This is a genomic window from Flavobacterium sp. (assembly GCF_039930565.1).
In the GTDB taxonomy this organism is placed as follows: domain Bacteria; phylum Bacteroidota; class Bacteroidia; order Flavobacteriales; family Flavobacteriaceae; genus Flavobacterium.
Map to the genome: position 1 here is coordinate 1 of NZ_JBDTTP010000089.1, position 15227 is coordinate 15227.

The following is a 15227-nucleotide window of genomic DNA, read 5'->3' on the forward strand; positions in this document are numbered from 1 at the left end:
CATGAGACTTTCCGCAATGGGAGATGTCGCCATGACGGTTCCTGTTTTACGCGCTTTGGTACAACAGTATCCAACGGTGAAAATCACAGTAATTTCCCGTCCGTTTTTTAAACCTTTTTTTAACGGAATACCGAATCTGGATTTTTTTGCTTTTGATGAAAAAGAACGTCATAAAGGCTTTTTGGGACTTTTGCGATTATATAAAGACGTTAAAAAGTTTAAAATTGATGCTTTTGCAGATCTCCATAATGTTCTTAGATCTAAGGTTGTGAGTTTGCTTTTCGCTTTAAGCGGAAAAAAAAGAGCAACAGTTGATAAAGGAAGGAAAGAAAAAAAAGAACTGACAAGGGAAGAAAATAAAATTTTCAGACAATTGCCAACGATGTTTCAAAGGCATGTAAAAGTGTTTGAAGAATTGGGTTTCCCTCTGGATTTATCCAATCCTGTATTTCCTGAAAAAGCAACTTTAGACCCAGATATTTTAGAAATTATTGGCAGTCAAAATCAAAAAATGATCGGAATCGCCCCTTTTGCACAATACGATTCTAAAGTATATCCTATCGATTTAATGACGGAAGTTATTTTGAAATTAGCACAAAATCCAAACAATAAAATCCTGCTTTTTGGTGGAGGCAAAAAGGAAATCGAAATTCTGGATTCCCTTTCAAAACCTTTTGAAAATGTAATAAATATGGCTGGAAAAATTAAATTTCAGCAGGAATTGCAACTCATAAGCAATGTTGATGTTATGCTTTCCATGGATTCCGGCAATGCACATATTGCTGCTATGCTGGGAGTAAAAGTGGTTACACTTTGGGGCGCAACACATCCCTATGCCGGTTTTGCACCATTCAATCAACCATCACAAAATTGGTTAGTTTCCGACAGGAATTTATTTCCTAAAATACCCACTTCTGTCTATGGAAACAAAATAGTTGAAGGTTATCAGGACGCTATGCGAACCATTACTGTAGATTCTATTATAGACGTTTTAAATCCCTGAAAGCAATTGAATTAATCGAAATTTAAATAATTTCTTAATGGTCTAGTTACATTTTTTTGGAAGAATAATTTTATCAATTATTTAACAAATCGGTTTATCGTCATGATGTTAAAAATATTACTTTGGCTGGCTGTGAGTTAGGTCTTACAAACCAAGCAAAAATAATGTTAACATTATAAACCAGAAACTATTCATGCCAAAAATTACAGTAGCAATTGCAATTTTTTTCTTATTTTCTTTTTCATCATTTTCCCAAAAAACAAATCTTTCAGGTATTTTGACCGATGAAAGCGAAAAGACCCCCATTTATAATTCAGTTGTTGCTTTATTAACTCCCAAAGATTCTATACTATACAAGTTTACCCGATCAGATAAAGAGGGGAAATTTAATATTAAGAATATAAAAGCAGGAAACTACATCCTGATGACGACTCATAGTCAATATGCTGATTATCTCGACTCAATACTTCTTGAAGAGGGCGAAAAAAACATTGGAACAATCGCTTTGATAAGCAAAATGAAGTTGCTGAAAGAAATAATAATAAAGACGGGTTCTATTAGGGTTAAAGGAGATACCACAAGTTACAGGGCAAGTGATTTTAAAGTTGATGCGAATGCAAACGTAGAAGAATTGCTGAAAAAACTGCCAGGGATACAAGTAGATAAAAATGGTACCATAAAAGCAATGGGCGAAACTGTAGAAAAGGTTTTGGTTGATGGCGAAGAATTTTTTGGCGATGATCCTGGCATGGCAGTAAAAAACTTAAGGGCAGATGCAGTAAAAGAAGTACAGGTTTTTAATAAAAAAAGCGATCAGGCTGAGTTTACAGGAATAGATGATGGCGAAACAAAAAAAACAATTAACCTGAAATTAAAGGAAGATAAAAAGAAAGGTTATTTTGGTAAAATAGATGCAGCAAATGAGCCTTTTACTGATGCTGATTCCCGATACAACATTAATTCTATGTTTAGCAGTTTTAAAGGCAAAAGAAAATTATCCGCCTTTTTATTAAATGGAAACACAGGTCAGGATGGGCTCAGCTGGCAGGATACCGACAAATTTGGAGGACGTGATGACATAAGCATGAACATGGATGACGATGGAAATGTAAGCTATGAATGGACAGGAGGTAATAATGATGAAGAACCAAATGTTGACACTCAAAATGGCTTTATAAAAAACACTAACGCAGGACTTCAGTACAGCAACAAGTGGAATGATAAGCAAACACTGAATCTATCGCCAAAATATAATAAGCAAATTTACACCAACAACAATAGAAAGACTACCCAAACACAAGTGGGAGAAACTCAGTTAAACGAAAATACATCAACAGTAAGTAATGTAAACAGAGGTAACATTAAGCTAAATGCTGCTTATGATGTAAAATTAGATTCTGTAAATTCTATAAAATTTACCGCCAAAACTAATTTTTATGAGACAGATAGTGATGAATTTATAAACGGAGTTACTACAGGAAATAATGAAGTATTAAAAAACAAACAGCAAAAAACATTTATTACAAAATCAGACAAGCAATCTTTGAATGCCAATGTTTTATTTAAACATAAATTCGCCAAGGAACGTCGTACCTTTTCTGTAAATGGTAGTTGGAATACGCTGAACACAAATTCAAATAATTTTTTGAAATCTTCTAATGAAAGTTATGAGGAAGGTGTTTTTGCCTCCAGAGACGATGTGGATCAAAACAAAACAGGAGAAAAAACAAATCAAAATCTGGCAGTAAATGTAACTTACACAGAACCTATTACTAAGAGTTTTGCATTGCAATTTGGCTATCAAATTACTCATAACACGGGCAAAAGTAATTATCTGACTTATAATTATTCTGATGTTACAGGTAACTATGATTTGATTGATAATTCTTTATCAAACCAGTTCAGACAGACCATAACCACCAACAGACCCAATATAAAATTGAGCTATAATTCTAAAAAAATAAATTATAGTTTTGGAAGTGGTTTCGGTTTCACTTCATTTGATTTGCAGGATCAAACATTAAATAAAGAATACGAACGTCACTATACAAACTTTTTTCCAGCAGCAAATTTTACTTATAAATACAAAAGCAATAGTAATTTGCGTTTCAGCTATCAGGGTGCAACCAGGCAGCCTACTATTGATCAATTACAGCCTTTGAGAAACAATCAGGATTTCTTTAATCAGATTGTAGGTAATCCGGATTTAAAGCAATCTTTTACTAATAGAATAAACATATCCCATAACAGTTATAGTATTTTGACAGAAACGCAATTTTATCAAAATATTTCTTTTAATACGACTTCTAATTTAATTTCTTATAACAAAGATATAGATCCGGAAAGTGCTAAAACAATTACCACACCCATCAATACAAATGGAAATTTTTCCGGTAATTTTTATTTTGGATATGGATTTAAGGTAAAAAAACTAGATTTATATGTAAACCTTAATCCAAGTATTAATTATAATAAATCAGTACTTAGTATTAATAACAAAATCAACAATACCAATACGTTAAATTCAGGATTTGGAGTTTATTTAAGCAAGTTTAAAGAAAAGAAATACGAATTTAATTTAAATAATTATTTTTCAAATAATAGAAATTCTACTTCTCAAAATGATGAAATAAAATCATTCAACACTAATAATTTGAACCTGGATATTGGGGTTTATTTCAGGGAAAAATGGAAACTCTCTACAGAGTACAGTTTATATTCCCGTCAAAAAACAGTTGATTTTCCAACGAATTTAACGAATCAATTGTGGAACGCAAGACTACAGCGCACTTTTAAAAATGATGAATTCACGGCTTATATTATGGTAAGGGATATTCTGAATCAGAATGTTGGCATTAGAAGATATGTGTATGAAAATATTATAGGCGAGGAACAAAATGACAGGCTGAAAAGATATGCAATGGTAGGCTTTACCTGGAATTTTAAAAACAAAGACGGAGCAGCAAAAAAATAATTATGAGACTGTTCTAAAGTTTACGAATATTAAAAAAATCAATTTTATCGATACGTAATTCCAAATTATCGATAAAAAAAATAATAGCAAGATTATGAAATTACTACTTTTTTTTATTGCAGCACTACTTTTTGCAATCACATCGAAGGCACAACAATTTATAGATAAGGCTGTAATTGAATATGAGGTAAATACCAATCTCAAAAAAACAATGAGCAATGACAGCTGGGGCGAGATGATGAAAGAAAACCTGTCGGATTTAAAAATATCCTATTTCACTTTTACTTTTGCAGATAACAAAAGCATTTATAAATTTAACAGATGGAGTCCGAAAACAAGAATTCCAAAACATGAAAAAGATGCAGATGAAGAAAATATCTGGTATTATGATTTTACATCAGGAAAAATGAACATGCAGAAACAAATAGTAGGAACTAACTTTGTAATAGCAGACAGTATACAAAGTATAGAGTGGCAAATTACAAATGAGCATAGGGAAATAGCAGGTTATAATTGCCGGAAAGCCATAGGAAAAAGAGTTGATGGCGTATATGTATTTGCTTTTTATACAGATGATATAACCATTTCCGGTGGTCCATGTTCTATAAATGGTTTGCCGGGAATGATTTTGGGACTTACAATTCCAAGATTGTATACTTCATTTATGGCAACAAAAATAGATTTGGAAATCACGAACCCATCAGATATAAAAACTATCGCAGCCAAAAAAGCCTATAATTTAGTGGAATTAAAATCATTGTTGGAAGAAAAAACAAAAGACTGGTTCAGTTATGGTGACGATAAAGAAGAAAATCAAAGACGAAAAGAAATGTTCTTTTGGAATGCTTTTTTATAATTTATCTGTTTCTATTTAAAGTTAATCATTTTCATAAGTCAAGCAAAAGATATCCCATTGCTTTCTTTTTGTTTCTATCAACGACAATTTTAACAAAATGGTTTTCTTTTTCAGTAGCTAATAAAACGTGTTCAAAATCTTCGGTTGAATTTCTATAAACCTTATATATCAATTCAGATTCTTTAACCTTATTTGATAAAATTTTGGCTGCTTTTAATTCACTTACATAGGGCCAAATATTAAAAATGCTATTATTAGAGGTTGGTATTTCTGCCATTCCCTCAATAATTGATGAACTATACTTATCTTTTGAAAGTAGTTTAGGGCCTTTTTATTTCTTCTTTTTTTGATTATAAAGTAAATACAAAAAAGAGATGTGATTACAAAAAGTAATATAAAAGAAAGACGAAGATAGTGATGCATTGCCATAATATTTAATGTTTTAAAAGTTGACAATCAAAAAAATTATAGTACTAATATAATAAATTTTAGAGATGTTTTTTAAAAAATATTTAAAATATCATGTTCTTTTTTATTTATTATTTAAAAACGTTTTCAAATCGAACAGTGCACTTTCAAAACAGAAAAGACAATATTATAAAATTCTGACAAAAAAAGTTCACAAAAAAAATCCAGATCCCAATTTTGAAGTTGGATTTTGGATTTTTATTATTAGAAATTTAATTTCCTAAACATCATCATAATCTACATAAATAGAATCTGATGTTGGGTGCGCCTGGCAGGTTAAGATTAATCCCGATGCAATTTCATTATCCGTTAAAATAGAATTTTTACTCATTTCGGCACTTCCAGAAGTTACACGGGCTAAACAGCTGCTGCAAATTCCTCCCTGACAAGAATAGGGCGCATCAATTCCTTGTTTTAAGGCAGCGTCCAGAATAGTTTGTTTTTGAGACATTTCAAAAGTAACTTCATCATCATCAACCAAAACCGTGATTTTTGTATGTCCTTCCAATGAAGTTGTTATTTCATGTTCCTGAGAGGAAGAAGTAAAAAGCTCAAACTTAATAGCGGATTCTTTTACATTTTTCTCTTTCAAAATTCCGCAAACCGTATTGATCATTTCTTCAGGACCACACAAATAAAACTTATCAAATTGCAATTCCTTGTGTTTATTATTCAACACAAAATTTACTGCAGATTTGTCGATTCTGCCAAACAATGCGTTTTCGGCTTTAGCCTGACTGTAGACATAATGCACGAAAAAACGACCTACATATTGCAATTGCAAATCGTGTAATTCCTGATGAAAAATAGTTTCATCAGGAGTTCTGTTTCCGTAAACTAATACAAATGTGCTTTTTGGCTCACTTTTTAAAACCGACTTAATAATAGAAAGTACAGGAGTTATTCCGCTTCCTGCAACAAAAGCGGCATAGTTTTTTTGTCTTTCCACATCCGGTTCAAAAGTAAATTTTCCTTCCGGATGACCTACTTCAAGAACATCGCCAGCTTTTAGTTTGGTATTGGCGAACTGAGAAAACAATCCGTTTTTTACTGCTTTTACAGCGATTCGCAATTCTCCGCTTTCCGGGGATGAGCAAATAGAATAAGCACGGCGAATTTCTTGATTATCAAGAGTTAATTTTAAATTTATGTATTGTCCGGCAATAAATTTATAGTCTGTTTTTAGTTCTTCGGGAACATTAAAAAGAATGGAAACTGCATCTGCAGTTTCACGTTTCACCTCTTTAATTATAAGTTTTAAGAATGAAGGCATAATATAATATTTTCTGCAAAGATACTAAACACAAAAGGTATCTTGAAATCAATCTTTTGAAAAATTACTTACATAAATTGTTTATGTATAAGATTCTTATGTATATTTGCTTTAAATATTAGCAAACAAAATGAAAAACTCAAACTTATATAAAGGTAGTCTCAACACAATAATAATGAAATTATTAGAGAAAAACGGGAAAATGTATGGTTATGAGATTACTCAAAAAGTAAAATTGATTACAAAGGGGGAACTTAATATTACAGAAGGAGCTTTATATCCTGCCTTGCATAAATTGGAAGCTGACGGTTTGCTCGAAGTAGAAATTGAAAAAGTTGATAACAGGATGAGAAAATATTATAAATTAACTGATTCAGGATATAAGGAAACGGCAAATCGTTTGAATGAATTAGAAGATTTTATTAGAAATATGCAAAATTTAGTAAACCCAAAATTATCATTTTAAAACATGAAACTAACACTAAATCAAATAGCAAATATAGAGCGTACATTGTTGTTAAACGGAATTGTTTATGACGATATAAAATTGGAATTAACAGATCATATTGCATCAGAAATTGAAGCAAAAATCACAGAAAATAATTGTAATTATGAAACAGCTTTTATTGAAGTTATTGAAAGTTGGAAAAACCAATTTAAGCCTACTACTTCCAGTTTTTGGGTTGGTTTTTTGCATTCCGGTCCAAAAATTTATATGGATAAGGTTTTAAAAATCACTAAAAACGAATTTAAATGGGGTGCAATTATAATTGGTATTGGGTTGTTTGTTAAACTTTTTAATTATGATATTTATTTAACAGATGAGTATTCAACCATATTAAGAACTTCCGTAAAAGGAATAGTTTTCGGATCTTTTATAACTTTTTTCAGTGGAAGATTATTTATTATTAAATCAAAAATTAAAACCACTTATTCAGAAATATATAAGAAAAAGGCATACCTCATTGTTGTATACTTTTTTATGATTATGGTGAGCGTTTATCCTGTTTCATCAGTATATGATATTAAAAGAGGACATCTTTTTTCATTATTATTTGTTGCCTTGTATATTGGTTACGCTTTTAATGGCATTCGGTTATTAAGGAAGCATTTAAAAATGCAAAAGCAATTCAAAGAGCTTTATGAATACGTTAAACTGTAAATACTTGATTGAAGAGAATTTGGAGTTTTTTGTTTAAAATTGCTAATAACTGTCTTAAGTTTTGATAGAAGTTTAGCAACCTAAAAATTAATTGTAACGTTTTCATACATTTGATTACATACTACAAAACTGAAAACCAAACAACCATGATTAAAAAGTTTATTTATCTCGAGTGGAAAGCCTTTACAAGATCGGCATCGTTTGGTGCCAATCTGGCGATGAAAATTTTAATGGGTTTTTTGATGGTCTATTTTTCGATAATTTTTATCGGAATGGGCGTAGGGGCATTTTACATCCTCAAAAAAATGAACCTGGAACCCTTACTAACGATCAATAAATTTTTGATTTACTATTTTTTATTTGATTTAGTAATCCGATTATTAATGCAGGCCATTCCGGTGCTGAACATAAAACCGCTTTTGGTTTTACCTTTCAAAAAACCAACAATTGTTCATTTCTCGCTGGGTAAAACCGCTTTGTCTTTTTTTAATTGGATACACGCTCTTTTCTTTCTGCCTTTTTGTATTGTTTTGGCTATAGAGGGATATGATATTGTTGGAATTATTTTTTGGCTTCTGGCGGTTTTCTCCTTGATATATAGCAACAATTTCCTAAATATTATTTTAAGTAATATTGATAAATTATTTGTTGTTTTTATTGGATTAGCTCTTGCATTGGGTGCTGCACAATACTATAATGTGTTTGACATTACTACTTTTACAACACCAATTTTTCAAGGATTTTACCATACAAAAGGAATATTTTTAATTCCCGTTTTGATATTGATTGGACTATATGGTTTTACTTTCAAATATTTCAAAAACAATTTATTTTTAGATGCCGGATTATCTAAAAAAGAAGATATTGCCAAAACCGAAAATCTTTCCTGGCTGAATCAGTTTGGAACTTTAGGAACATTTCTTAAAAATGATATTAAATTGATAAGAAGAAACAAAAGATCAAAAACGACGCTTATCATGAGTTTTTTCTTTTTGTTTTATGGTCTGATCTTTTTTGGAAACTCACATCAGCCTGCCATCATGCATATTTTTGCAGGAATCTTTGTTTCGGGTGGATTTTTGTTTGTATTCGGACAGTTTGTGCCAAGCTGGGACAGCTCTTATTATCAATTAATGATGACACAAAATATTCCGTACCGCGGCTACATTACTGCAAAATGGTGGCTCATTGTTTTTGCTACTTTTATTTCTACTATTTTGGCATCATTTTATCTTTTTTATGGATTGGAAATTTACCTGACAATCATTGCTGGAGCAATTTATAATATCGGAGTCAACTCGCATCTGGTCCTTTTAGGCGGAGCATTTACAAAAACTCCAATCGATTTAAGTAATGCCAGCGGCGCTTTTGGCGATAAAAAAGCCTTCAATGTGAGTGCTATGCTATTGACTTTGCCAAAATTATTATTGCCCTTATTGTTGTATTGGATTGGACTTCATTTTGGAGATAAAACAGTAGGACTTGCCTTAGTCGCCGGAGCAGGTGTTTTGGGTTTTGTGTTTAGAAATAAAGTGTTTTCAATTATCGAAAGAAGATATAAAATCGAAAAATACAGTACGATTCTAGCTTACAAACAAAAGAACTAATTATTCAATTTGAAAATGTGTCAATTAGATAATTAGCTTTAATTGACAAATCTAAAATCTTAATTCAAAAATATAAATTACCATGATACAAGTAAATCAACTTTCAAAAAAATATAACGACACAACAGTTTTAAACATCAACAGTCTTGAAATCCCAAAAGGACAAAGTTTTGGATTAGTAGGAAACAACGGAGCCGGAAAAACAACTTTTTTTAGTTTATTGCTGGATTTGATTCAGCCTACAACAGGAAACATTACAAGCAACAATATTCAGGTAAATACAAATGAAAACTGGAAATCATTTACAGGTTCTTTTTTAGATGAAAGTTTTCTGATTGGATATCTGACTCCTGAAGAATACTTTTATTTTATTGGTGATTTACGAGGCCAAAATAAAGCAGACGTAGATGCATTATTAACACAGCACGAAGAATTTTTTAATGGAGAAATCCTGAAAAATAAAAAATACCTGCGTGATTTATCTAAAGGAAACCAAAAGAAAGTGGGTATTATCGCCACACTTATTGGTAATCCTGAAGTAATTATTTTAGATGAACCTTTTGCCAATTTAGATCCTACAACAGTAAGCCGATTAAAAAAAATAATAAAGGAATTAGCTGAAAATCCCAATGTTACCGTTTTGGTTTCAAGCCACGATTTGCAGCATACGGTTGAAGTTTGTGATCGTATTGTTGCTTTAAATAAAGGCGAAATTGTAAAAGATATTCAAACCTCAAAAGAAACATTACAGGAACTCGAAGCGTTTTTTGCTGTATAAGTTTTTATATTTTAAAAAAAGAGTATTTTTACAAGGTATTTTATACTAAAAGTCCTTTTTAGAAGTTAAAGGATAAAAACTCTTTCTAATTGAAAAACAATACCTTTAAATATAGTTTTACCTTTATATTCGTGTTTTTTTTGATAGCGTGTTCTACCAAAAAAAACACGTTTTTATCCAGAAATTCACATGCATTAAGTACCAAATATAATATTTTATATAATGGACAGATTGCACTTGACAAAGGATTGGCAGCAATAAAAGCAAGCAATCAGGATAATTTCTGGAAACTTTTACCGATTGAAAAGATGCAGATTGATGAAAGTTTTTCTGCAGAAGCAAAAGCTAAAAACCCTGATTTTGAACTTGCCGAAACAAAAGCGACAAAAGCCATTCAGAAACATTCGATGAATATTGGGGGAAGAGAAAAAAACTTCCAGATGGATGAGTCTTATCTAATGCTTGGAAAAGCAAGATATTATGATCAAAGATTCATTCCTGCCCTGGATGCCTTTAATTATATCTTATACAAATATCCTAACAGCAGTAATATTTACACGGCTAAAATTTGGCGTGAAAAAACAAATATGCGTTTAGGAAACGATGCAATAGTTGTAAAAAACATTAATCTTTTACTGAAGAAGACCGACTTAGACAAACAGACATATTCAGACGCACATGCGCTTTTAGCAGAAGCTTTTTTAAATCTTGAAGAAAAAGACAGCGCAGTTGTCAAACTAAAAATAGCTGAAAAGTTCACCAAAATAAACGAAGACAAAGCCAGATACCGTTTCATTTTAGGACAAATGTATCAGGAAGCCGGGAAAAAAGACAGCGCAGCTTATTTTTATGACGGTGTGATTGATATGAATCGAAAAGCAGATCTAAAATACATGATGCATGCTTATGCAAAAAAGGCGCAAATGTTTGATTACGAAAACGGCAACCATGAGTTATTCATAGAAACCTACACTAAGCTTGTTGAAGATCGAGAAAACAGGCCGTATTATGATGTGCTTTTTTATGAAATGGCCGTCTATTTTGATAAAAATCAGGATCAGAAAGCAGCACTTGAATTTTATAATTATTCTTTGCAGAGAAAATCTAAAGACTCCTACCTAATAGCATCGACATACCGGAATATTGGTAACATGTATTTTAAAAATACTGATTATACAATGGCTGCCAAATATTATGATAGTACATTAGTAAAATTGGACCCTAAAACCAGGGAGTTTGCTTATATAGAAAAAAACAGAAATAACCTGGATAATGTGATCAAATACGAAGCAATTGCAAAACGCAATGATAGCATTATTATGGTTCATGGCTTATCAGAACCTGAAAGAAAATTATATTTTGAAAATTATATTTCAGAACTTAAAAAGAAAGATGAAGCCAATCGAATTCTACAGGAAAAAGAGAATGAAAGATTAGCCAATATTGAGCAAAATACCAATGCAGATAATGGTCCTGTGGCAATAAATCCGCAATCAACCGGAAATAATCAACAAATCAAACCGGCAGGAAACTTTAATCCGCCTTCAGGAAATGAAACTGCAAGTATTTTTTATTTTTATAACCCATCGACTGTTGCCTACGGTAAATTACAATTCAAGAAAAACTGGGGAAATAGGGTTTCAGCAGGTAACTGGAGGTTATCATCAAAATCCGGGAATGATACATCAAAAGATTCTATAAGTGTGAATCAGGATGCTGCCAATGCATTAAAAGATTCAATTGTTATTGAAAAATATACAACAGACTTTTACGAAAGTAAACTTCCCACAACACAAATTGCAATGGATAGTATTGGGAAAGAGCGCAATTTTGCCTATTATCAATTAGGATTGATTTATAAGGAAAAGTTTAAGGAATACGATTTGGCCAGCAACAAGTTTGAACAATTATTACGCAATAATCCGGAAGAGAAATGGATTTTGCCTTCCAAATATAATTTATATAAGATTTATCAAATTACAAACCCAGCAAAAGCAGAAGCCGTTAAATTGGACATTTCTACAACATATCCCAATTCGAGATATGCTCAGATACTCAATAATAGAGCAGACGATAAGTCTAATATTTCTCCTGATGAAGAATATAAAAAATGGTACAAATTATATGAGCAAGAACAATTTGATACGGTTTTGGAAAATATTGACAATTTAATAAATCAATATTCAGGTGATGATATCGTATCCAAATTTGTATTGTTAAAAGCAAGCACAATAGGAAAAGTAGATGGTTTAGCAGCGTATAAAAAAGGTCTTGAAGAAGTTGCAGATAATTATCCGAATAGTGAAGAAGGTAAAAATGCACGTGAAATCCTTGAAAAACAAATTCCGGCATTAGAAAAACTTGATTTTACCACAGTGGATAATAAAAACTGGAAAATTTTATATTCAGTTCCTAATAATGATACTAAGACGGCTGAAAAAATTAAAGAAGCCATAAGGGTTTTTTTATTAGTTGAAAATTTCGAAAGATTAACAACTTCATTTGATAAATACAATAAAACACAAAGTTTTTTTGTTATACATGGTATAAAGTCTGAAGCATATGCTCATGATGTAGCAGGTGTTTTAAAAGAGGATAAAAAATATAAAATTGTACATCCTCCTATTATTATATCCAGCGACAATTATAAAATAATTCAGATTAAAAAGAATATTGACAAATATTTAGCCCCAAAAACCCCATAGCATGTTTGATAAAGTCAAAAAATCAGGAACTGAACTTTTAGGAAAAACCAACAGGATTGTTGAAGGAACATCAATTGTTGGAGACATTGTTTCGAAAGCTGATTTTAGGTTAGATGGTGAATTGATTGGAAATTTTACTTCACAGGGAAAACTTGTAATTGGTCAGGCAGGAGTTATAAAAGGAGAAATTATTTGTAATAATGCTGATATAGAAGGAATATTTCACGGAAAAATTAAAGTTCTTGAAGTCCTTAATATAAAAGCAACCGCGGAGATTCATGGAGAAGTTATAGTGGGTCAGCTTTCGATAGAACCCGGGGCCAATTTTACAGCAACCTGTACGATGATAATAAATCCTAAAAAGGAAGTAACTGGAAAAGATGGAAAAAGAGCCGAACAAAAATCAGAGGAATAAGTGGATAGCATTGATTAATATTCCTGTTCAGATGGGATTGATTATTTTTTTGTTTGGATATCTTGGCAATTGGTTAGATGAGAATCACCCAAGTGTTAAAATAAATTATAGTAATGTATTAGTAATGGTAGGGGTAGCTATAGCTTTATATAATGTGATTCGTCAGGTCAACGAAATTAATAAGACAAAATAATTACTTAAGTAGCTGCCAATAAATAGTGCATCTTTGCAAAAAAATATTGAGATGCTTTTTGAAAATTACAAACCATTTTTACAACTATTCTTTTTAGCAGTAGCAGCATATGTTTTACATCGGATTACTTTCTTGGTTTTAGAAATAAACACTAAAAATTTCTTTTATACTATAGAATTTCTATACCTGATATTTTTTGGAATATCCGCATTGTTATACCTTATATTATTAATAGTAAAAAAGAAGAATTTTGAAATTGTTGGAATGGCTTTCTTATTTGGAACTTTCACACAAATGTTATTGGGATATTTAATTTTGCGACCGATTTTAGAAAGTAAATCTGAGGAGGTCATTGTTGAAAAAATCAATTTTTTTATAACATTTATTTTGTTTTTGTTATTTGAGACACTTTTAACTGTCCGATTATTAAATGAAAAGCCTTAAATTAGCAATTCTGTAAAAGAAGGTTCAAAAATAATTTTTCATATCCTTTTGAATATTAATAAAAAATGTACCTTTGCACCAAATTTTAGAAACGTAAAAAATAAGATTTTTAACAGATATGGTGATTTCAAACAAACCGCTCAAATTTATTCTTGCAGCTATAGTAGCTTGTTCTCCAGTAATGAGTTTTGCAAATTCAGAGAATGACTCAACGCATGTACAGACTGAAGCCGCTCACGAAGAGAAAGTAATTTCCGACACTGCTGTGGTGGAGGGAGAGCATGCAGCACTTGATCCAAAAGCAAAAGTGGACGCTTTTATTGATCATCACTTACAGGATTCTCACGATTTTGTTTTCTTTTCAGATGAAAAGGAAAATAAACATTATGGTTTCTCATTGCCTGTAATACTTATTGATGGAGGTTTGAAAATTTTCTCTTCTTCAAAATTACACCACGGTGAAGAAGTTGCAGAAGTTGACGGAAACTTCTACAAATTAGTTCATGGTAAAATTTACAAAACAGATGCTGCAGGAACAATTAAGTTCAATGAGCACGGACATCCTGAAAACGAAAAACCATTAGATTTTTCTATTACAAAAAATGTAGTGTCAATGCTTTTTGTTTCAATAATATTATTATTAATGTTTACTGGTTTAGCCAGATCATATAAAAAAGGACCAATCCCAACAGGATTTGGAAGGGTTTTAGAACCACTAATTATTTTTATCAGAGACGAAATCGCTGTTCCAAATATTGGTGAGAAAAAATACAGAAAATATATGGGTTATCTGTTAACCGTATTTTTCTTTGTGTGGTTGTTAAACTTATTAGGTATGACACCACTAGGAATTAACGTTACAGGAAATATTGCTATTACAGTTTGTTTGGCAGCTTTTACTTTTATCATTACACAATTTAGTGCAAACAAAGATTATTGGGGACACATTTTCTGGATGCCAGGAGTTCCTGTTCCAATGAAAATTATCCTTGCCCCAATTGAGGTTTTAGGAACCTTGACAAAACCATTCGCATTATTAATTCGTTTGTATGCTAATATTACTGCAGGTCACGTAGTAATTATGAGTTTGATTGCGATGATTTTCGTAGGTAAAAATTTAGCTGCAGATTTGCCAATTTCTATGGGATTGACATTATTTATTTCGGTTATCGAAGTTTTAGTTGCATTTTTACAGGCTTTCATTTTTACAATGTTATCATCATTGTTTATTGGTATGGCAGTTCAGGACCATGATCACGCACATCATCATGAAGATGAGACAGCAATCATTTAATTAGAAGTTTAATTTTATATATATAAATAGTTATGGGAACAATTCCAACTTTAGT

The 15227-nt window shown here is 31.3% G+C and carries 14 protein-coding genes; 12 read left to right on the forward strand and 2 right to left on the reverse strand.

Annotation, left to right across the window (positions count from 1 at the left end; genetic code table 11):
- Position 1: 1 nt before the first annotated feature.
- The 3 genes from ABI657_RS16955 (at position 2) to ABI657_RS16965 (ending at position 4833) form a co-directional block, all read left to right on the forward strand.
- Positions 2–1003 (forward strand): glycosyltransferase family 9 protein, encoded by a 1002-nt coding sequence (locus ABI657_RS16955; protein ID WP_348098453.1) that lies wholly within the window; start codon positions 2–4, stop codon positions 1001–1003.
- A gap of 193 nt (positions 1004–1196) precedes the next feature.
- Entirely contained in the window at positions 1197–3977 is a 2781-nt protein-coding gene (locus tag ABI657_RS16960) for a TonB-dependent receptor (protein ID WP_348098454.1), read from the forward strand.
- 94 nt (positions 3978–4071) lie between these two features.
- A complete protein-coding gene (locus ABI657_RS16965) occupies positions 4072–4833 on the forward strand; it encodes a GLPGLI family protein (protein ID WP_348098455.1) in 762 nt (253 codons plus the stop codon).
- 31 nt (positions 4834–4864) lie between these two features.
- On the opposite strand, the gene ABI657_RS16970 is transcribed toward ABI657_RS16965, so the two are convergent.
- The gene (locus ABI657_RS16970; protein WP_348098456.1) at positions 4865–5110 is read right to left on the reverse strand and encodes a hypothetical protein; all 246 of its coding nucleotides are present in this window, start codon (positions 5108–5110) and stop codon (positions 4865–4867) included.
- A gap of 411 nt (positions 5111–5521) precedes the next feature.
- Positions 5522–6574 (reverse strand): ferredoxin--NADP reductase, encoded by a 1053-nt coding sequence (locus ABI657_RS16975; protein WP_348098457.1) that lies wholly within the window; start codon positions 6572–6574, stop codon positions 5522–5524.
- 130 nt (positions 6575–6704) lie between these two features.
- On the opposite strand from ABI657_RS16975, the gene ABI657_RS16980 reads away from it, so the two are divergent.
- The 9 genes from ABI657_RS16980 to atpB all read left to right on the forward strand — a co-directional run bounded on the left by ABI657_RS16980 (position 6705) and on the right by atpB (position 15172).
- Positions 6705–7040, forward strand: a complete 336-nt coding sequence (locus tag ABI657_RS16980) for a helix-turn-helix transcriptional regulator (protein ID WP_348098458.1) — start codon at positions 6705–6707, stop codon at positions 7038–7040.
- Positions 7041–7043: 3 nt separating this feature from the next.
- Positions 7044–7736 carry a hypothetical protein gene (locus ABI657_RS16985; RefSeq protein WP_348098459.1) on the forward strand — a complete coding sequence of 231 codons (693 nt, stop codon included), beginning with the start codon at positions 7044–7046 and terminating at the stop codon, positions 7734–7736.
- 146 nt (positions 7737–7882) lie between these two features.
- Positions 7883–9343 (forward strand): DUF5687 family protein, encoded by a 1461-nt coding sequence (locus tag ABI657_RS16990; RefSeq protein WP_348098460.1) that lies wholly within the window; start codon positions 7883–7885, stop codon positions 9341–9343.
- Positions 9344–9425: 82 nt separating this feature from the next.
- The gene (locus tag ABI657_RS16995) at positions 9426–10121 is read left to right on the forward strand and encodes an ABC transporter ATP-binding protein (RefSeq protein WP_348098461.1); all 696 of its coding nucleotides are present in this window, start codon (positions 9426–9428) and stop codon (positions 10119–10121) included.
- 89 nt (positions 10122–10210) lie between these two features.
- Positions 10211–12826, forward strand: a complete 2616-nt coding sequence (locus tag ABI657_RS17000) for a tetratricopeptide repeat protein (protein ID WP_348098462.1) — start codon at positions 10211–10213, stop codon at positions 12824–12826.
- Between the two features lies 1 nt (position 12827).
- Positions 12828–13241 (forward strand): polymer-forming cytoskeletal protein, encoded by a 414-nt coding sequence (locus ABI657_RS17005; RefSeq protein ID WP_348098463.1) that lies wholly within the window; start codon positions 12828–12830, stop codon positions 13239–13241.
- Complete coding sequence (locus ABI657_RS17010) at positions 13207–13434, forward strand: AtpZ/AtpI family protein (RefSeq protein WP_348098464.1); 228 nt, start codon at positions 13207–13209, stop codon at positions 13432–13434. The genes ABI657_RS17005 and ABI657_RS17010 overlap by 35 nt, the downstream gene beginning before the upstream one ends.
- A gap of 33 nt (positions 13435–13467) precedes the next feature.
- Positions 13468–13878 (forward strand): hypothetical protein, encoded by a 411-nt coding sequence (locus ABI657_RS17015; protein ID WP_348098465.1) that lies wholly within the window; start codon positions 13468–13470, stop codon positions 13876–13878.
- A gap of 118 nt (positions 13879–13996) precedes the next feature.
- Positions 13997–15172 carry a F0F1 ATP synthase subunit A gene (gene atpB, locus ABI657_RS17020; protein WP_348098466.1) on the forward strand — a complete coding sequence of 392 codons (1176 nt, stop codon included), beginning with the start codon at positions 13997–13999 and terminating at the stop codon, positions 15170–15172.
- Positions 15173–15227: the final 55 nt, after the last annotated feature.

Excerpts from the sequence above, each read along its gene's own strand:
- ABI657_RS16960 (WP_348098454.1), top strand. The coding sequence starts at position 1,197 with ATGCCAAAAATTACAGTAGCAATTGCAATTTTTTTCTTATTTTCTTTT.
- ABI657_RS16955 (WP_348098453.1), top strand. The coding sequence starts at position 2 with ATGAGACTTTCCGCAATGGGAGATGTCGCCATGACGGTTCCTGTTTTA.
- ABI657_RS16970 (WP_348098456.1), bottom strand. The coding sequence starts at position 5,110 with ATGGCAGAAATACCAACCTCTAATAATAGCATTTTTAATATTTGGCCC.
- ABI657_RS16985 (WP_348098459.1), top strand. The coding sequence starts at position 7,044 with ATGAAACTAACACTAAATCAAATAGCAAATATAGAGCGTACATTGTTG.
- atpB (WP_348098466.1), top strand. The coding sequence starts at position 13,997 with ATGGTGATTTCAAACAAACCGCTCAAATTTATTCTTGCAGCTATAGTA.
- ABI657_RS16965 (WP_348098455.1), top strand. The coding sequence starts at position 4,072 with ATGAAATTACTACTTTTTTTTATTGCAGCACTACTTTTTGCAATCACA.
- ABI657_RS16995 (WP_348098461.1), top strand. The coding sequence starts at position 9,426 with ATGATACAAGTAAATCAACTTTCAAAAAAATATAACGACACAACAGTT.
- ABI657_RS17010 (WP_348098464.1), top strand. The coding sequence starts at position 13,207 with ATGGAAAAAGAGCCGAACAAAAATCAGAGGAATAAGTGGATAGCATTG.
- ABI657_RS16975 (WP_348098457.1), bottom strand. The coding sequence starts at position 6,574 with ATGCCTTCATTCTTAAAACTTATAATTAAAGAGGTGAAACGTGAAACT.
- ABI657_RS16990 (WP_348098460.1), top strand. The coding sequence starts at position 7,883 with ATGATTAAAAAGTTTATTTATCTCGAGTGGAAAGCCTTTACAAGATCG.
- ABI657_RS17005 (WP_348098463.1), top strand. The coding sequence starts at position 12,828 with ATGTTTGATAAAGTCAAAAAATCAGGAACTGAACTTTTAGGAAAAACC.
- ABI657_RS16980 (WP_348098458.1), top strand. The coding sequence starts at position 6,705 with ATGAAAAACTCAAACTTATATAAAGGTAGTCTCAACACAATAATAATG.